Origin of the sequence: Streptomyces sp. NPDC059398 (genome assembly GCF_042751845.1) — a bacterium.
Taxonomy (GTDB): Bacteria; Actinomycetota; Actinomycetes; order Streptomycetales; family Streptomycetaceae; genus Streptomyces.
Genome location: NZ_JBHYWP010000017.1, coordinates 1 through 17,333, shown reverse-complemented (window position 1 = coordinate 17,333; position 17,333 = coordinate 1). Strand labels below are relative to the sequence as shown.

Here is a 17,333-nt window from a genome sequence, read left to right as displayed (position 1 = left end):
GCGCCCCCCCCACACCCCCCCCGCCCGCGTGCCCCCCCCCCACCCCCCGGCGGGCCCCCGCGCGGGGGCTGGGGGCCGGCACCCAGCCACCCCTGGCCGTACAGCGGTCCATCGGTTCAGGGGTTCAGAGGTTCAGTCAGGGGTTCAGGACGCTCCGGAGCTGAGTGAGCCCCCAGTCCAGGTCCTCTTTGCTGATCACCAGCGGCGGGGCGATCCGGATGGTCGATCCATGGGTGTCCTTCACCAGCACTCCGAGATCCATCAGCCGCTCCGAGATCTCCCGGCCGGTGCCGAGCGCCGGGGCGATGTCCACACCGGCCCACAGCCCCCGTCCGCGTACGGCCTGCACCGCGCCGCCGCCCGCCAACAGCCCCAGTTCGTGGTGGAGATGGTCACCCAGCTCGGTCGCCCGCTGCTGGAACTCGCCGGACCGCAGCATCGCCATGACCTCCAGGGCCACGGCGCACGCCAGCGGGTTCCCACCGAAGGTCGAACCGTGCTCGCCGGGGCGGAAGACGCCGAGCACCTCCGCCGACGACACCACCGCCGACACCGGAACCACCCCGCCGCCGAGTGCCTTGCCCAGGATGTACATGTCGGGCACAACACCCTCGTGCTCACAGGCGAACGTCTTCCCGGTCCTGCCCAGTCCGGACTGGATCTCGTCGGCGATGAACAGCACGTTCCGGGCGCGGGTCAGCTCCCGTACGCCCGGCAGATAGCCGGCCGGTGGCACCAGCACGCCGGCCTCGCCCTGGATGGGTTCGAGCAGCACCGCCACCGTGTTGGCGTCGACGGCCGCTTCCATCGCGGCCAGATCCCCGTACGGCACGATCTCGAATCCGGGGGTGTACGGGCCGAAGTCCGCGCGGGCCTCGGTGTCCGTCGAGAAGCTGACGATCGTCGTCGTCCGGCCGTGGAAGTTGTTCTCGGCGACGACGATCTTCGCCTGCCCGGCCGGTACGCCCTTGACCTGGTAGCCCCACTTACGGGCGGTCTTCACCGCTGTCTCGACCGCCTCGGCCCCGGTGTTCATCGGCAAGACCATCTCCATGCCGCACAGGTCGGCGAGCTGAGTGGAGAAGTCGGCGAACCGGTCGTGGTGGAAGGCCCGGGAGGTGAGTGTGACCCGCTCCAGCTGGGCCCTGGCCGCGTCGATCAGCCGGCGGTTGCCGTGGCCGAAGTTGAGTGCCGAGTAACCGGCGAGCATGTCGAGGTAGCGGCGCCCCTCGACGTCGGTCATCCACGCCCCGTCCGCAGATGCGACGACCACGGGCAGAGGGTGGTAGTTGTGCGCGCTGTGCGCTTCGGCGGACGAGATCGATGTTTCCGTAACTGACACGGGTTCTCCGTTCATACGGCGTACGGCTTTTACGGCGTACCGGCCTTACCGGCGCGGGTCCTACGGCGTTCGGCTCATCGGGTGCTCATTCCTATCGTCGGCCACGGCGGGCTGGAAGAAACCTGGTGGACCGGCGCGCCGGGGGGGGGTGGGGGGGCCGGGCGTCAACGCCGGCGATCGGCTGGGTCGGGGGTTAGCCGCGGCCGGCGGCGTCACGCGACTCGATGACGCCGTCCGTGTAGAGCAGCAGGATGTCGCCGACGCCGAACGGGAACGTCTGGGGGGCGAAACCGGATCCGGCCAGCGCCCCGAGACCCAGCGGCGGCTCGGGCTCCCGGACACCGAGTGAGCGCACCAGGCCCGACCGCAGCACCAGGGGCGGCGGATGGCCGCAGCTGACCAGGCGGATTTCCGGCTCGCCGTCCGGGATGTCCAGCACGGCCGCGGTCACGAAACCCTCCGTACCCCGCGGCTCGTCCCCGGCAGCCGCCGACACCTCGTCACGGCGGGTGGCGACCCCGGCCTCCAGTTCGGCCACGGCCTGCGAAAGGCCCGGCTCCTGATGGGTCAGGGCCCGGAAGTCTCCCAGAACCTGCGCGGCATCACCGATCGCTTCGAGCCCCTTGCCGCGTACGTCTCCGATGATCACGCGGGTGCCCCCGCCGGTCCGGGCGACGGCGTACAGATCACCGCCGAGCCGCGCTTCCGTCTCCGCTGCCAGATAGCGCGACGCGATACGCAGCGTCCCGCTCCGCCCGGGCGGCTCCGGCATCACCACGCGCCGCACCGTCTGTGCCACCCAGCGGAGGCGGCTCGTCTCCTGGGCGTGCTTCTCCCTCAGCCGGGCGAGGAACGTGACGGCGACGGACACCAGGAAGAGCGCGACGATCTGGTAGGTGTGATTGAGGTCGTTGAGGCTGGTGCGCACGATCCCCACCAGCGACTGGGCCAGAACGGCGACCGCGCCGACCAGGCCGGTCGTCCGGGGCCCCGCGAACGACGCGGTGAGAGCCGGAGCCGCCACGAGGAACGGGCCGAGATGGACGTCCGGCGGCGCACTGATGTCGAGCACCGTCACCACGGCGATCAGGGCGAACGGCACCGCGATGAGCGCCTTCGGGTGTGGCAGCTCCTCGTGGAGCGGGCGCGGGATCCGCAGCGGGCTCATATCTCTGCCTACCTCACGGGGGCCGCGACCGCTCGCCGTCGCCGCCCCACCCCGAGCCCGCTCCCCGGGGTGAGCCGGCCGCAGGACCGGCGGGCCTCCCGTGCATGGACCGGACCGGCGGGCCTCCCGCGCAGGGATACGAGGTGATCCCGCTGCGATGCGCTTGTATCGACTCATACGGAATGAATCGCTCATAACTGGGAGGAAGCGCCCTTGTCCGTCACTCCGCGTGCTCCCCTGCCGCCGGCCCGGCGGGCCGAACCCCTGCAGCGGCTGCTGTTCGGCGGCATCTACGGAACGATTCTCGCCAGCGCGCTGGCGGCCGCGCTGGACAACGACCACGGCAGTCCGAATCCCGGGTACGACGCCCTCTGGGTGCTGCTCACGTCCCTCGCGTCGGCCTCCGCGCACGGTTACGCCCACGCCATCGCCCACCGGACGGCCGACGGAGTGCGGGTCACCCGCGACGCCGTACGGTCCGTGCTGACCGAGTGGCCCCTGGTCGCCGCGGTCCTGCCCACGGTGGCCGCCCTGCTCGGTGCCCACCGGGGCTGGTGGGGTGAGGAAGGCGCGATCGAGGTCGCCCTGACCATCAACACGCTCGCGCTGTTCGGCTGGGGGTTCTGGGCCGCACGCGTGGCGGGCCGCGGCTGGGGCGGGGCGACCCGGACCGGCTGCGCCGACATGCTGCTCGGGCTCTTCATCGTGGCGGCGAACATCCTGATCCACTGAGCGGCCGCGCCGCGGGACCGCACGGCCCCTGCCCGGGGAAGGGCCGGTGCCCGGCTCAGGGGGAGCGAGCCGGGCACCGGTGTCCGCGGGTGGCGGCCGTCAAGGACAGCCGCCTGTCAAGGGGTCAGCCCTGGGAGGTGAGCTTGCCGACGGCGTGGATCTCGTTGACGTCGCCCGTGTTGAAGAAGTCCCACGGCACGGTGAAGAAGCCACTGTCGCCCCACTTGCCGCCCCAGCTGTTCTCGATCTTCACGCCCTGGTCGCTGTACCCGACTATGGTCACCTCGTGGCCACCGATGACGGGGTCGCTGGAGGAGTCGCCGGGCAGGTAGCTGTAGTCCGACGCGGTCTGGGCGTTCAGGTCCTCGAAGCTCTGGTGCACCTCGAATCCGATGACCACGGGCTCGCCCTGGGAGATGGCGTTCTCGATGCCGGACCGGACCGAAGAGCCGCTGGTGGGCAGCGTGTCGAACCCGGACAGCTTGTAGTGGGCCGCGTTGGCGCGCTCGTCGGCGTTCGGCTGGGTCGTGAAGTCGAAGTCGCCCTGCGTGTAGTCGGCCTTGGTGTCGATACCCTGCTTCTGCTCCATGGGCAGCGCGACGCTCGCGGTCGTGCCCTGGTCGTTGCCCTGGGCGATCTGGGAGTAGATGAACATGGGGGCCATCGGGGCGCCGCTGATGCCCTGCTCGTTCATGACGATGCCGTACGCCGAGTACCCCGTGGCCCACGCGACGCAGGAGCCGACCTGGCCCTGGTCTCCAGGTGAGAGCGCGTACTTGCTCAGGTCCGCGCTGGACTGCACGGCGCCGGAACGCTTGAACACCGGCTGCGCACCGTGCCGCACGGTCTGGGCGAGAGAGTGCTTCCCGTGCAGTTCACCGAGGTTGAGGCCGAGGCCGTGGTGGTGGGCGCGGGGGGTGGTCTGGCCGGCCGCGGGCGGCGCGGTGGTGGCGGCCGTGGCAGTCGTGGCGGTGGTCAGGCAGGACAGGGCGGCCACGGTGGCAAGACCCACGACGCTGCGGAAACGCTTCATTCCAACTCCTTGGGCACAGTGGGGGAGCGTGCCGGGTCACCACGTGGGGTGGTGGGGGCCGGACACGTACCGGGGGACAGGGAGCAGACCGGCGCGGGCCTCATCGGCCTCTGTCGCGCCGCCGCTTGTCCGACCGGCACTGGAAGACTGCTTTACGCCTCATGGACATGGCAATGTCAGGAGGCCGTTAACTGTTAGGCGTTGCGGACCCTCGCGACCGGCGGAGCCGGGGGCCGTTTCGAGCGCTGTCTTCCGGCCACTTGACTTGGCGTGGGTACGCCGCTTCGCTGGACGCCGTACGGACCGCGTACCCCCGATGACCCGGGCCGGCGCATCACCCGACCGCGCGAGCGGACTGGGCAGAGGGGACTGGCACGACGCCCGCGAGAGGCCGCCCCCGACGATGCACGACGATGCCGCTCCGCTGCCGGGCGAACCACTGGCGAGCCTCCTGCGCACCGGCCCGTTCCCGGACGCCCTGCGCGCCGCGATGGAGGCCGGCGGGCTGACCCTGAACCGTATCCGGCACCGGCTCGAACGCCTGGGTACGCCGGTCTCCACCGCCACCCTCAGCTGCTGGCGCTCCGGCCGCTACCAGCCGTCCCAGGCCACCGCATTGGCCGCGCTCGCCTCACTGGAACACGTCCTGGACGTGCCGCCCGGCGCACTCAGCGCCCTCCTCGACCCGCCCCGGCCCCGGGCGCGCTGGCTACGGACCGCCGCCGAGGCGCCCGCCCTGGCCGCGATCTGGCCCGAGCCCCGGCGGGGCGAGGTGAGTGAGGCGTACCGCTGCGTCGACAGCCGGTGGACCTCGTCGCTGCGCTGCCTCAACCGCCATATGCGGCTGGAAGTCGATGCACAGGGACGCGAACACCGCGTCTGGACACGTCAGGTGGTCCGGGCCGAGCGGGACGGACCTGACCGCGCGGTGCTCGCCCATGTACCGGACGCGCCCGGCTCGGTGCCGTCGCTTGAGCTGCGGCCCCCGTGCCGCCGGGGCGCCGTCGTCGAGGACCCGCTCACCGGCATGCTCGTCGCCGAGCTGCTGTTCCCCCGGCCGCTGCGGCGCGGCGACACCGCCGTCTTCGAGACGACCCTGACGCACGCCGAACCACGGCCGCCGGCCAGGGAGTTCATCGTGCACCAGAATTCCCCGGCCGGGCAGTTCGTGCTGGAGGTGCATTTCGATCCGGCCGCGCTGCCCGCCACCTGTTACGCCTTCGGTGCCCCGCTCGGGCAGGGCCCGGAGAACCGCCGGCTGCTCCACCCGGCCGACGGCTGTGTCCATGTGGTCTCCACCCTGACCAGCCTCGGCGCCTTCGGTATCCGCTGGGAATGACGGGTGGGCCGCGGGAGCCTGGTCGCTCCGGCCCTGGCGACCGGGATCAGACGGTCGCGTACGGCCCCTCTGCCGCCTTGGTGTGCTGCATGAGTGTCAGTTTGCGTACGAAGAAGATCGCGAGGACGGCGGCCACCAGGTCGACGGCGTCGCCTGCGAGCATGACGGCCACCGACTGCCGGTACAGGCCGGGGTCGTCCGACCTGCTCAGCGCCGAGTCCAGGTTGCTGAGGACGAGGGAGAGGACCCACGCTGTCCACCAGGCGGTCAGCAGCGTCCGCGGTGCGGGGCGCCGGGAGCCGTCGGGCGCGGTCGGGGAGCTGGCGTCCCAGGACGCGGAGGCGATGCCGTGCGGTATCCAGAGGCTGCCGAGGGGGACGAACCAGCCGCCGATCGCCCATCCCGCCTTCCGGCCCTGGATGTCGGGGGCGAAGACCGCGGCGTTCTTGCGGGCCCGGTGGAACCAGATGATGAACACGACGGCGGTCGCGGCCAGTGCCATCAGATAGAGGCCGGAGCTCAAGTCGGCAAGCCGGTCGGCCCGCTGCCCTTCCGCCACGGTGTAGGAGGCGAACCCGTCGTCCGAGACGTTCCCCAGCAGGCTGTACATGTTGATGTGGGCGACGGCCGACAGGACGTCAGCCGCGGCGCACAGTGCGAGCAACAAGGTGACGGCGAGGGAGAGTCCCCTGGTCGGTCTCCACCGCGGTCCGATGTACAGATCGCGCGGTGGTGCGAAGGCAGGCGTGTGCGACATGGCTGAGAGAACCCCCCACGGGTACGGAAACCGGCCATCGAAGGACGACCGGTCCCGAAGCTTATGTTTCGCTTATATCCGCGTCCAGCCGGATACCGCTGGGAGGCCCTGACGGCTGACGGCCCCGGACGGGTGGTCCCGCGGGGTACGCGGTGGTGTCCACTGTCCGGGGCCGTCGCATCAGGGGTCAGCTGCCGTCGGCCGTACCGGTCCGGGCACGCCCGGCCCGGCGGCGGACTCCGTAACCGCCGGCGATCACCAGCAGGGCTCCCGCACCGGCCAGGGCGAGGGTGCCGGGGGTGCCAGGACCGCTCTGTGCCGCAACCGAGCTGTGCTGGTGGGTGGTTGCGGTGACGGGTGCGGCCTTGGTGCCGAAGCCGCCTGCCATGCCCTTGCGGTCGTAGGCCGAGCCGGGCAACTTGTCCGCGTACCGGCGGTGCACGAGCTTCTGGTAGGCGGCGACGGTCACGCCCTCGGCGGAGCCGACCGACTTCCGTGCTTCCTGGTTCAGCGGCAGTACCCGGCCGCCGCTCAGCACGTACCAGCCGTTGATCTGCGGTTCCTGGAAGACGGTGCCGCCGGGTGCGGCCTCGGCTCCCTTGGCGGCGTAGTCGGTCTCCTCACTGCCGCTGGCTATGTTGACGACCTTCCAGCCGTCGGGGGTCTGCGCCGTCCATACCGACGCGGTCTTCCCGTCGGCGGCCACCGCCTTGCTCGCGGTGAACTCCGGCAGGGCCACGGGGGCGTTGGCGTGGCCCTTCACGAAATCGGGGTTGAGGCCGTTGACCGTGACGGCGCTGCCTTCGATGTGCGGCCCGGCCGCCGCCGCGGTCGTGTTGCCGTAGTGGGCGAAGAACCTGGCGACGGATTCGAGGCCGGCCCGGGAGGCCGCCGTGGTGTGGGCGGACCGGAGGGTCTGCGCGGTGTGGGGGGTGGTGTCGGCCTGTGCCGCGGAAGCTCCGGCCAGGGCCAGTGCGGCAACGGTGACAGTGGTGGTTGCGATCTTCTTCATGAGGTCCGTCACGCTCCGATCCTGTCGATCGTGTGAGTCCACGAGAACGTTCCGTTGCTCACGTAGTAGTCGTAGGTCGTCTGGTTGTAGCGCTGGTAACTCCCGTTGTCGCCGAGCGGGTTGCCCCAGTAGATGAGACCTTTGCTCGTGTCGTAGCCGTAGACGACCTCCATGTGCCCGCCGCCCGAGCTCCACACGATGCGGGTCTGGAGCGGCCGGTTGGCATTGATCTCGCTCTGGACGGTGGAGTACGACACGGTGTTGTCGACCTCCTGGCCGGCACTCACACCGGCCGCCCTGAAGCCCTTCTGCACCATGGGGATGTCGCCCTGGTTGTCGGGACACGTCGTGTTGCTGGTGGGGCGCCCCTGTCCCGCGTTGCAGAACTGGGTCTGGGTGATGTCGCTGCCTTCGTAGACGGCGATGCTCGTGCCGCTCGCGGCCCAGCACCAGTTGGACTGCTGCTGGATCTGCTGTGTGTAGCCGGTGAGGACCTTGCTGCCGGTGACGGCGGATGCCGGTGTGGCCGAAGCGGTGGCGATGCCGGTGAGAGCGGTGACTGCCACTGTCGCGGCCGCCACCGGGCGGCGCAGCCCGGGGCGCAGCCGGCCTCGGGAGCGGAGGGGAGTGGTCATGGCGGTCCTTCCTGTCATGGGGACGGGACGGGGGTGACGAAGGAGCGCATCCGGATGCTGCGACAGAGCATCGGGGGCTTGTCACGGACCGGTCAATGGGCTTCCATGTCACCCACTTCCGGGTGTGAACGGCGGGGAGCGCAGGTGTGAACAGCAGGCCGCGGCGGGACCGGACCACCAGGTCAGGCGCGCCCCAAGGCGCTCACCGCAGGCCGGCGGCGGTGAACGTTCACGCGGCGGATCCCGTCCCGCCGAGCCCGTCCACGGACATGTCACACACGAAGGGCGGTTCACCGTGCCCCAGGGAACCGAGTTGACCGAGGCCCTGCGCACAGGGCCCTTCCACACGGCGCTGCGCGCCGCCGTCGCCGCCCGCGGGCTCGCTCTGCACCGGATCCGTCACCGGCTCGCCGAACGGGGTGTGCAGATCGGGGTCACCAGCCTCAGCTACTGGCAGCGCGGCATTCGGCGCCCCGAACGCGAGGAGTCCCTGCGGGCGGTACAGGCCCTGGAGGAGGTGCTGGAGATACCGCCGGCCTCGCTGACGCGGCTGCTGACACCCCCGGACCTCCCGGGCCGGCGTCCCGCTCGCCCCTACCGGACACTGGACGACCAAGTCGCAGCGATGCGGGCCCTGTTGGTCGAGCTCGGCTCGCCGGACGACGGCGGCCTGCATACGGTCATGCTCATCGACCGGGTGAGCATCGGGACGCGCCGGGACATGTACTCCGTCGACTCACAGCATCTGGTGGGCGCGCACCGGGACGGCGTGGACCGCTATGTGATCATCCATCACGGCGACCCGGGCTGTGACGTGGACAGGATTCGCGTGCGGGCCACCCACAACTGCCGGCTGGGCCGGGTGCGCCGGCACCAGGAATCGGGCACGGTGGCCGCTGAGTTTCTCTTCGACGGACGCCTCAGAGTGGGTGAAACCGCCCTGCTCGGCTATGGCTTCGAGGACGGCAGCGAGGCGGAGAGCCTCGAATACCTGCGCCGCTTCCCGTTCGGCGGCAGACAGTACGTCCTGGAGGTCGCCTTCACCGGGGAGACGCGGCCGGTGCGCTGCCGCAGCTTCACCCAGTCGTCCGCGAGCGCGCCACGGCAGACCCTCTCCGAGCTGGTACTCAACGGCCGGGGCACCACGCACATCGTGGCGGAGGCGGCCGAGCCCGGCCTGCTCGGGATCGACTGGACCTGGGCCTGACACCTGACACCTGACACCTGACATCGGATACCGGACACCGGACACCGGAGAAGGCTCAGGGGTCCCCGAGGGGTCCCGAGGAGTTCCCGAGGAGTCCGCGGAGGACTCCCGGCGAAGTGGCTGATCCTCCCGTGGCCGCGAGGTGCCGGGGCGCCGGACGGCCGGGTCCTCGCCCGCTCCGGCGCCCCCGCCGGTAGCGGTGCCCGCCCCGGTAGGCTCCCCGTATGGTCCAATCGTCCCGTATTGAGGCGAACCCCGGCATGTGGCGGCGGGAGGCGGGCACGGTGCTGCGCCGGGCCGCGGCGCTTCCGCGGCGCGCGGAAGTCCCCTCTGCCATCGTCGCCGAGTTCCACGTTCCCCGGGTCCCCACGGAGTGGGCGCCGCACTCCCACCCGCGGCACGAGCTCGTGTGGGTGCGCGGGGGCACGCTGACGTCGCGGGTGGAGGACCGTGTCTTCACCGTGTCCGAGGGGTACGGGCTGTGGATGCCCGCCGGAGTGGTGCACGGCGGCCGGGCCACGGCGGGCGCGGAGTTCCGCGACGCCTTCTTCGTGCCCGGCAGCACGCCGTTCGCGTTCGCGGAGCCGAAGACCATCGCCATGACGCCGTTGCTGGAGTCACTGCTGGTCCATCTGACCCGTACGGACCTAGACGGAACGGCCAGGGCGCGGGCGGAGTCGGTCGTCTTCGACGTACTCCAGCCGTCGGAGCGCCAGTTCGCGCTGCAGTTGCCCGGCGACCCGCGGATCGATCCGATCGCCGATGCCCTGCTCGACGACCCCGCCGACGGCCGCTCGCTGGAGGAGTGGGCCCGGTTGCTGGGGATCAGTGACCGCACGGTCACCCGCGCCTTCCGGCACTCGACGGGCCTGTCCTTCGCGCAGTGGCGGCAGGTGCTGCGGGCGCACCGTGCGCTCCTGCTCCTCTCCGAGGGTTTCGACGTGATGACGGTCTCCGAAACGCTCGGCTACGCGCAGCCCAGCTCCTTCATAGCCGCCTTCCGGCGGGTCATGGGAACCACGCCCGGCGCCTTCTTCGACACGGCCGACCGCGCCTCATGAGGCGTCCGGAACGCCGTATCGCCTGTCCCGAACTCCTGATTGTCCAGGTCGCAAGTGGAATATAGTCTTCAGCGAGTTAGGTAACCCTTAGTTCCTCACCGCGAACGGATTCCCCGTGCGCGGGAGAGCTCGCATGCCGGTCGGCGGGAGCCGGGCGGAGGGTGCCGTAGTCCTGCCCCTCCGAGCAACCGGGCCCCTCCATGTTCACCCACACCTTCGGGCGCACCGACCGTTCCGATGCCGGTCCCGTCGACCGTCCCGAGGCCGTTCCCGTCATAGCGGGAGCCGCCCTCGACGGGCGCGAGCTGATGCTCGGCCACGGCGGCACCCAGGTCGTCCACGGCGTCTCGCTCACCCTGGAACCCGGCCGCGCGACCGCCTTGGTGGGGCCGAACGGCAGCGGGAAGTCCACCGTGCTGCGTGCGCTCTCCCGGCTGCACCGGATCGACGGCGGCCGGGTGACGCTCGGCGCCCGCGAGGGGCAGCCCGAGCGCGACGCGGCGCTGCTCAGCGCACGCCGGTTCGCCCGCGAGGTCACGCTCTTCTCCCAGTCGAGGCCCGCCCCGCAGGGGCTGACCGTCGCCGAGGTCGTGGCGTTCGGACGCCACCCCTACCGGCGTAACTTCGCCGGACCCACGGCCGGGGACCGCGGCGCCGTCGATCACGCGATGGGCGTCACCGGAGTGCGCGACATGGCCGCCCGGCCGGTCGGGGAACTCTCCGGCGGGGAGATGCAACGGGTCTGGCTCGCGGCCTGCCTGGCCCAGGAAACCGGCGTCGTACTGCTGGACGAACCGACCAACCACCTGGACCTGCGCTACCAGATCGAGACGCTCGACCTGGTACGCGACCTTGTCCAGGAGCACGGCATCGCGGTCGGGATCGTGCTCCACGACCTCGGCCAGGCGTCCCGCGTCGCGGACACCCTGGTCCTGATGCGCGCGGGCCGTGTGCACGCGGCGGGCGCACCCGCCGACGTACTCACAGCCGAGAACATCTCGGCGGTCTACGACATCCGTGTCGAGGTCGGTGTCGACCCCCGCTCGGGCCGTCTGCGTATCGACCCGCTCGGCCGCCACCCCGGCTGAAGCACCACCGCACCGCATCGCGTCCCCCTTCTCGCAGGAAGACGCCTCGCGAGAACAACGCCGCGAGAACAACACGCCGCGAGAACAACACCTCGTCAGAACAGCACGCCGCGAGAACAACGCGTCGTGAGAAAGCAAGAAAGAGGCCCCTCCATGAACCGTGCCCGTTGTCTGGCTGTGTCAGCCTCCGCAGGGCTCGTCCTCATCGCCGCGACGGCCTGCGGCACGACCGACGTCGACAAGGCCGAGGCCGGAAGCAGTACCAGCGCGTCACCCGCGTCGAAGGACTGCGCAAAGGACACCACGACCACCTCGACGAAGCCGGTCTCCTTCAAGGACGGCGTCGGCCGGCAGGTGAAGCTCGACAGGCCCGCCCGGCGGATCGCGGTCCTGGAATGGCAGCAGATCGAGGACGCGCTGACCCTGTGTGTGACACCCACAGCCGTGGCCGATCCGAAGGGGTACCGCACCTGGGTCAGCGCGGAGAAGCTGCCCGGCGGAGTGAAGGACATCGGCACCCGTGAGGAACCCGACCTCGACACCCTCTACGCGGCCAAGCCCGACCTCATCGTGGTCGAGGCGTTCAAGCCCGACGACGAGATGATCAAGAAGCTGGAGAAGAGGGGCGTCCCTGTCATGGCCACGCGGGGCGCGAACCCGGCCGACCCGATCGGGAACATGCGCGAGGTGTTCAGCATGATCGGTAAGGCGACAGGACGCACCGAGCGGTCCGGCCAGGTGCTCAAGGAGTTCGACCGGCACCTCGCGACAGCGAAGAAGCGGGTCACCGAGGCTGATCTGCCCACCAAGGACTTCCTGTTCCTCGACGGCTGGCTCCAGGGCGGCAACCTCACCGTCCGCCCCTACGGCAAGGGTGCGCTGTTCACCGAGATAGGCGAGGAACTCGGAATGCGGCCCGCGTGGACCGACAAGGTCAACAAGGCCCACGGGGACGGTGGCGTCGATCCCGCCTACGGCCTCGCGCAGACCGACGCCGAGGGGCTCACCGCGGTGGGCAACGCCAACCTGTTCTACGCCAACGACGAGGGCGCGGGCGGATACGTCGCGGCGCTGAAGAAGAACCCGATCTGGAAGACCCTGCCGGCCGTGAAGGAAGGCCGCGCGCACTCCTTCCCCGCGCGGGTGTGGGGCGCCGGCGGCCCGCGCTCCTGTGAGCAGGCGATCGACGCGTACGCCGACGTACTCGACAAGAAGAAGTGAACACAGCCCGTACAGCGGCTCCCGGCGGGATGCCGCTGCCCCGTGAGAAGCAGGGTGGCGGCGCCGCCGGGGTGGCCGTCCTGGTCCTTCTCCTCCTCGTGACCGCCCTGGTGGGCATGTGGCATCTGACGCAGGGAACCTCGGATGTCGGCTTCGGCGACCTCGTGCGCTCTCTCACGGGCGGCGCCACCGGTGGAGCGCCGGTCGGTGAGATCCTCACCGGCTCGCGCGTACCGCGTCTGCTCGCGGGCGTGGCGGTGGGCTTCGCACTCGGCTGCGCCGGCACCCTGCTCCAGTCCGTCACGCACAACACGCTCGCCTCTCCCGACACCCTCGCGGTCACGGCCGGGGCCTACTTCACGCTCACGCTCGTCGCGGCATTCGGTATAGCCGTCCCGCTGTGGGCCTCGGGTGCCGTCGCCTTCGCCGGTGGCCTGGTCGCGGCGGCACTCGTGCTGCTCCTTGCGGGCCGGGCCGCGGGCACCGCCGGTACCCGCCTCATCCTCGCCGGATCGGCCACGGCGATGGCCCTGGACGCGGGGACCGGGATGCTCCTCATCCTGTTCGACAAGAACACGACCGGCCTCTTCGCCTGGGGCAGCGGTTCGCTCGCGCAGCTGAACATCGACGCGTCGGTACGCGCCTTGCCGCTGCTGGGCGTGGTGCTGTGCGTCGCGCTGGCGCTGTCCCGGCGGCTGGACGTGATGAACCTCGGTGACGACACCGCGTCCACCCTCGGGGTGCCGATCCGCAGCACCCGCGTGACCGCCGTGCTCTGCGCGGTCCTCCTGACCAGCACGGCGGTGACGCTCGCGGGCCCGATCTCCTTCGTCGGCCTCGGCGCACCCGTCCTGGCCCGCCTGATCGCGACGCGGGTCGGGGCCCTGCGCCTGCACCTCTTCCTGGTGCCCGCCGCCGGGCTGCTCGGCGCGCTGCTCATCCTGCTCGCGGACGCCACACTGCGCGCTGTGCAGGGCGCGGACGGAGCCGCCTCCATCCCCACCGGCGTGCCCACCGCGCTGCTCGGCTCCGTCGTGATCGTGATCCTCGCCCTCCGCCTCCGTGACACCGGACGGCTGCGGCAGCCTCCGCCTGCACGGATCGCCGCACGGTCGCGCCGCGCGTTCCTGCTCGTGGTGTGCGGCGCGGTGGCACTCCTGGCGGGTGCGGTCCTTGTGGCGGTTCTGGCGGGCAGCCTCTGGCTGCGCACGGGAGACGTCGTGCTCTGGGCCCGGGGCGGCGCCCCCGGCCTGATCGGCCAGGCGCTCGACGACCGGGTGCCGAGGGTGATCGCGGCGGTCCTGGCCGGTGCGGCGCTCGGACTGGCCGGATGCGTCGTACAGGGCGTGGTGCGCAACCCGCTCGCGGAGCCCGGGGTGCTCGGCATCACGGCAGGCGCCGGGCTGGGGGCGGCGGGCGTCGTCACGTCAGGCATGCCCGGCGGACGTCCCGTGCTCATCGCGGTCGCGGTCGCGGCCGGGCTCGCCACATTCGCGGTGATCGCCCTGCTGTCCTGGCGGGGCGGATTCCTGCCCGACCGGTTCGTCCTGATCGGCATCGGCTGCGGGTACGGCCTCAGCTCCGTCACCACCTTCCTCCTGCTGCGTGCCGACCCGTACAACACGCCCCGGATCTTCACCTGGCTCTCCGGTACGACCTACGGCCGCACGCTGCCCGACGCCGTACCGGTCGCGGTGGCCCTGGCGCTCGCGCTTCCCGTGCTGTTCGCCATGCGTGGCAGGCTCGACCTGCTCGCCGTGGACGAGGACACCCCGCGCATCGTCGGAGTCGGGGTGGCACGCACCCGCTTCACCGCACTGGCGATCGCCGCCGTACTCGCGGCGCTCAGCGTCGTCGCGGTCGGCGTCGTCGGGTTCGTGGGACTCGTCGCCCCCCATCTGGCACGGTCACTGGTGGGGGCCCGCCACGGGCGCTCGATCCCGGTCGCGATGCTGCTCGGCGGGGTGCTGGTGTGTGCGGCCGACGCCCTGGGCCGCACGCTCGTCGCACCGGCCCAGATACCGGTGGGGCTCATGATCGCCCTGGTCGGAGCCCCGTACTTCGTCTGGGTTCTCCGGAAGTCCCGCGCATGACACCGGCGGAGCCCGTCCCCACCGGACCGCATGCCACCGGACCGCATGCCACTGGCCCCCGGACGGTCCACCGCCCCGGAACCGAACGTCGTCCCCCTGCCCCCAGGAGTACCGGAATGCCGTCCTCGTACAAGACAGCCGTGCAGAGCGTCGTCGTCCCGTTCGGACCCGGTACGGCGGAGCTGGAACTGCGGCTCGGAGGCCACGGGATACCCGGGCGCTGGCGCACGGTGGACCGCTCCGCCCACGCTCCTCACCTCGTGGCCGTACCCGGTGACGGCGAGGGGAACTGGGCCGCTGCCGCGCTCGTGACGGCGCGCCCGGACACGGCGTATCTGAAGATCGTCGATGCCCTGGGCGATGTCCCGGCGGCCGTCTCGGCCGTCGTCGCCCACGCACGCGACCGGGGACTGGCGCAGGTCAAGTGGGAGGGCTGGACGGCGCGCCCCGAGGACGCGGCAGCCGCCGGATTCACCGCGCTGCGTCCCCCGCTCGTACCGGCACCGGACGCGGCAGGTCCGGCCACCGGTTACGTGCGCTGGCTGTGCGGGGAGCCGCCCGCCGAACCCCCGTACTACGGGCAGACCACGCACTTCACGTGCGGTGCCGTCACCGCCCTGGTCGCGCAGGCGCACGCGGGAACGCTGCCGCTGGAGACACTGGACCGCCGGGCGGAACTGAGGCTGTGGCGCGAGGCCACCAACTTCCCCGCCTGCGAGCCCGTCGGTCTTGGCGTCGCCGTCCGCAGGACATGGCCGCTGTCCCCCGTCACGGTCCACCTCGACGCGGACGGACCCGTCCTGCTCGACCACTACGAGGGGGACGAGCAGGAGTGGCGGGCCCTGCTCCAGCACGCCTCCCGTTCGGACGCCGGACAGGCCGGCGTCCCGGTGGACGCGAGGCGCCTCTCCATGGCCTCGCTCCGCCGCACGCTCGCCGGGGGAGAACACGCGCTGCTCCTGGTCTCACTCGCCGCGATGCAGGGGTTCGACGTGCCGCACTGGGTGCTCTGCCACAGTGCCGTACCGGGCGCCGTCGTGATCGAGGACCCCTGGGCCAACGCGGCCACGGGAGACACCTGGGTCGACGCCCATCTGCTGCCGGTCACCGACGCGTCGCTCGACACGATGTCGGTCATCTCCGCAGAGCGCTTCCGCGGCGCCGTGATCATCGGCCGCCCGCAGCGGAGTACCGCATGAGGCCGTCAGCAGCGGAGCACCCCGTGAGAGCCCCCTGCGCTGCCGCGGCGGAAGCAGCAACACGCCTGCCGCGGGCGCAGGCCGACGTTGCATGGTGGTTCCACCGCACCACGAGTCATGGTGCGGTCTTTCCAGGAGGCATGGGTGGCAATGGAGATCCGTACGACGACCGATGAGGACTTCGAGGTCTTCGTCACCACACTTCACACTGCCTTCGGGCTCTTCCCGGACACCCCGGTGGAGGGCGGGGGGCACTGGTGGTCGGCGCTCGAAACGGACCGCTGCCTGCTCGCCCTGGCGGCGGACGGGCGGCCCGTCGGCACCGCCGCCGCGTACTCCTTCGAGCTCACCCTGCCCGGTGACACCCTCGTCCCGGCCGCGGGGGTGACCGCCGTCGGCGTCCTCCCCTCGCACCGGCGCCAGGGCGTGCTCAGCGCGATGATGCGGCATCAGCTCGCCGAGCTGCGGGCCCGGGGGGAGTTCCTCTCCGTACTGCTGGCCTCCGAGGCCCCGATCTACGGCAGGTTCGGCTACGGACCCGCGACCCACACGACACAGCTGACGGTGCCGCACCACAAGGCGGCCCTCGCCGTTCCCCGGGTGCGCACAGCGGCCGACGCGCCGGCGACCGGACCGGAGAACGGCTCGGAGAGCGGCTCGGTCGAGGTGCTGCGGCGCGACGAGTGCGGCGAAATCCTGGAAGAGGTCTACGACCGGTACCGCCGCGCCCAGCCCGGCGCGCTGTCCCGGCCGCACCGCTGGTGGGCCCTGCGTGCGGGGCAGCCCCCGGTCTCGCCGGCCCCGCGTTACATCGCCGTGCACCGGGACGCGGACGGCGTCCCGGACGGGTATGCCAGCTACTCGATCGGCGAGGCCCAGACCCTGACGGTCGACGAGACCATCGCCACCGACGACGCCGTTTTCACCGCCCTGGCCCGCTTCGTACTGGGACACGACCTGGTGGCTCAGGTCGTGTTCAAGCACGTCCCGCCGGAGCACCCGCTGCGCTGGCAGTTCGCGGACTTCCGTGCCGCCGAGGTGAGCGGCAACAACGACTGGCTCTGGGTGCGGCTCCTGGACGTCCCCCGTGCACTGACCGCGCGCGGCTGGTCCGCGGACGGCGAACTCGTCCTCGACGTCCACGACCCGTTCCTCGGCGAACACAGTCGCTACCTGCTGACCGTCCAGGACGGCAAGGCCGGTTGCGTCCCGACGCGCCGGAAGCCCGATCTGTCCCTGGACGTGAGCGACCTGGGCTCGGTCTACCTCGGCGGCACCGCCCCGAGCACGCTCGTACGCGCCGGACACATCCGGGCCCACCACCCCGGGGCGGCCGCCCTCGCCGACGCGCTCTTCCGCGTCGAGCGCCCCCCGCACTGCCTGCACTGGTTCTGACCCGGGCGCGGCACCTGCCGCGGAGACTCCGCAGTACCCCGCCCCGACCTG

At 71.5% G+C, this 17,333-nt stretch carries 15 protein-coding genes; 9 read left to right on the top strand and 6 right to left on the bottom strand.

Annotated elements, in window-relative coordinates:
• Window positions 1-136: 136 nt before the first annotated feature.
• Both rocD and ACFXBC_RS08870 read right to left on the bottom strand, forming a co-directional pair.
• Complete coding sequence (gene rocD, locus ACFXBC_RS08875) at window positions 137-1,342, bottom strand: ornithine--oxo-acid transaminase (RefSeq protein WP_385020424.1); 1,206 nt, start codon at window positions 1,340-1,342, stop codon at window positions 137-139.
• Window positions 1,343-1,535: 193 nt separating this feature from the next.
• Window positions 1,536-2,510, bottom strand: coding sequence for a PP2C family protein-serine/threonine phosphatase (locus tag ACFXBC_RS08870; RefSeq protein WP_385020421.1), 975 nt, complete (start codon window positions 2,508-2,510; stop codon window positions 1,536-1,538).
• Between the two features lie 213 nt (window positions 2,511-2,723).
• On the opposite strand from ACFXBC_RS08870, the gene ACFXBC_RS08865 reads away from it, so the two are divergent.
• Window positions 2,724-3,242: a hypothetical protein gene (locus ACFXBC_RS08865; protein WP_385020418.1), complete on the top strand. Its 519-nt coding sequence runs from the start codon at window positions 2,724-2,726 to the stop codon at window positions 3,240-3,242.
• Window positions 3,243-3,366: 124 nt separating this feature from the next.
• Here the strand turns inward: ACFXBC_RS08865 and ACFXBC_RS08860 are convergent, their stop codons facing one another.
• Window positions 3,367-4,275 carry a C1 family peptidase gene (locus tag ACFXBC_RS08860; protein WP_385020415.1) on the bottom strand — a complete coding sequence of 303 codons (909 nt, stop codon included), beginning with the start codon at window positions 4,273-4,275 and terminating at the stop codon, window positions 3,367-3,369.
• Between the two features lie 403 nt (window positions 4,276-4,678).
• Between ACFXBC_RS08860 and ACFXBC_RS08855 the strand changes: the two genes are divergently transcribed.
• A complete protein-coding gene (locus ACFXBC_RS08855) occupies window positions 4,679-5,614 on the top strand; it encodes a transcriptional regulator (RefSeq protein WP_385020412.1) in 936 nt (311 codons plus the stop codon).
• A gap of 46 nt (window positions 5,615-5,660) precedes the next feature.
• On the opposite strand, the gene ACFXBC_RS08850 is transcribed toward ACFXBC_RS08855, so the two are convergent.
• The 3 genes from ACFXBC_RS08850 to ACFXBC_RS08840 all read right to left on the bottom strand — a co-directional run bounded on the left by ACFXBC_RS08850 (window position 5,661) and on the right by ACFXBC_RS08840 (window position 8,018).
• Window positions 5,661-6,371, bottom strand: a complete 711-nt coding sequence (locus ACFXBC_RS08850) for a DUF4328 domain-containing protein (protein ID WP_385020409.1) — start codon at window positions 6,369-6,371, stop codon at window positions 5,661-5,663.
• 187 nt (window positions 6,372-6,558) lie between these two features.
• Window positions 6,559-7,395 (bottom strand): hypothetical protein, encoded by an 837-nt coding sequence (locus ACFXBC_RS08845; RefSeq protein WP_385020406.1) that lies wholly within the window; start codon window positions 7,393-7,395, stop codon window positions 6,559-6,561.
• Window positions 7,392-8,018 (bottom strand): papain-like cysteine protease family protein, encoded by a 627-nt coding sequence (locus ACFXBC_RS08840; RefSeq protein ID WP_385020403.1) that lies wholly within the window; start codon window positions 8,016-8,018, stop codon window positions 7,392-7,394. The genes ACFXBC_RS08845 and ACFXBC_RS08840 overlap by 4 nt, the downstream gene beginning before the upstream one ends.
• Before the next feature lie 295 nt (window positions 8,019-8,313).
• On the opposite strand from ACFXBC_RS08840, the gene ACFXBC_RS08835 reads away from it, so the two are divergent.
• From ACFXBC_RS08835 to ACFXBC_RS08805, 7 genes are all read left to right on the top strand, one after another.
• Window positions 8,314-9,225: a hypothetical protein gene (locus tag ACFXBC_RS08835; protein WP_385020400.1), complete on the top strand. Its 912-nt coding sequence runs from the start codon at window positions 8,314-8,316 to the stop codon at window positions 9,223-9,225.
• A 224-nt stretch (window positions 9,226-9,449) separates the two neighbouring features.
• Complete coding sequence (locus ACFXBC_RS08830) at window positions 9,450-10,286, top strand: helix-turn-helix transcriptional regulator (protein ID WP_385020397.1); 837 nt, start codon at window positions 9,450-9,452, stop codon at window positions 10,284-10,286.
• A gap of 200 nt (window positions 10,287-10,486) precedes the next feature.
• Window positions 10,487-11,374, top strand: a complete 888-nt coding sequence (locus tag ACFXBC_RS08825) for an ABC transporter ATP-binding protein (protein WP_385020394.1) — start codon at window positions 10,487-10,489, stop codon at window positions 11,372-11,374.
• 153 nt (window positions 11,375-11,527) lie between these two features.
• The gene (locus ACFXBC_RS08820) at window positions 11,528-12,595 is read left to right on the top strand and encodes an iron-siderophore ABC transporter substrate-binding protein (RefSeq protein ID WP_385020391.1); all 1,068 of its coding nucleotides are present in this window, start codon (window positions 11,528-11,530) and stop codon (window positions 12,593-12,595) included.
• A 29-nt stretch (window positions 12,596-12,624) separates the two neighbouring features.
• Window positions 12,625-14,688 (top strand): iron ABC transporter permease, encoded by a 2,064-nt coding sequence (locus tag ACFXBC_RS08815; protein WP_385020564.1) that lies wholly within the window; start codon window positions 12,625-12,627, stop codon window positions 14,686-14,688.
• Between the two features lie 116 nt (window positions 14,689-14,804).
• Window positions 14,805-15,887 carry a peptidase C39 family protein gene (locus tag ACFXBC_RS08810; RefSeq protein ID WP_385020388.1) on the top strand — a complete coding sequence of 361 codons (1,083 nt, stop codon included), beginning with the start codon at window positions 14,805-14,807 and terminating at the stop codon, window positions 15,885-15,887.
• 150 nt (window positions 15,888-16,037) lie between these two features.
• Window positions 16,038-17,282 carry a GNAT family N-acetyltransferase gene (locus ACFXBC_RS08805; protein ID WP_385020561.1) on the top strand — a complete coding sequence of 415 codons (1,245 nt, stop codon included), beginning with the start codon at window positions 16,038-16,040 and terminating at the stop codon, window positions 17,280-17,282.
• Window positions 17,283-17,333: the final 51 nt, after the last annotated feature.

Coding starts and splice junctions, on each gene's coding strand:
- ACFXBC_RS08870 (WP_385020421.1), bottom strand. CDS start 2,510: ATGAGCCCGCTGCGGATCCCGCGCCCGCTCCACGAGGAGCTGCCACAC.
- ACFXBC_RS08860 (WP_385020415.1), bottom strand. CDS start 4,275: ATGAAGCGTTTCCGCAGCGTCGTGGGTCTTGCCACCGTGGCCGCCCTG.
- ACFXBC_RS08855 (WP_385020412.1), top strand. CDS start 4,679: ATGCACGACGATGCCGCTCCGCTGCCGGGCGAACCACTGGCGAGCCTC.
- ACFXBC_RS08850 (WP_385020409.1), bottom strand. CDS start 6,371: ATGTCGCACACGCCTGCCTTCGCACCACCGCGCGATCTGTACATCGGA.
- ACFXBC_RS08840 (WP_385020403.1), bottom strand. CDS start 8,018: ATGACCACTCCCCTCCGCTCCCGAGGCCGGCTGCGCCCCGGGCTGCGC.
- ACFXBC_RS08830 (WP_385020397.1), top strand. CDS start 9,450: ATGGTCCAATCGTCCCGTATTGAGGCGAACCCCGGCATGTGGCGGCGG.
- ACFXBC_RS08825 (WP_385020394.1), top strand. CDS start 10,487: ATGTTCACCCACACCTTCGGGCGCACCGACCGTTCCGATGCCGGTCCC.
- ACFXBC_RS08820 (WP_385020391.1), top strand. CDS start 11,528: ATGAACCGTGCCCGTTGTCTGGCTGTGTCAGCCTCCGCAGGGCTCGTC.
- ACFXBC_RS08815 (WP_385020564.1), top strand. CDS start 12,625: ATGCCGCTGCCCCGTGAGAAGCAGGGTGGCGGCGCCGCCGGGGTGGCC.
- ACFXBC_RS08810 (WP_385020388.1), top strand. CDS start 14,805: ATGCCGTCCTCGTACAAGACAGCCGTGCAGAGCGTCGTCGTCCCGTTC.
- ACFXBC_RS08805 (WP_385020561.1), top strand. CDS start 16,038: ATGGAGATCCGTACGACGACCGATGAGGACTTCGAGGTCTTCGTCACC.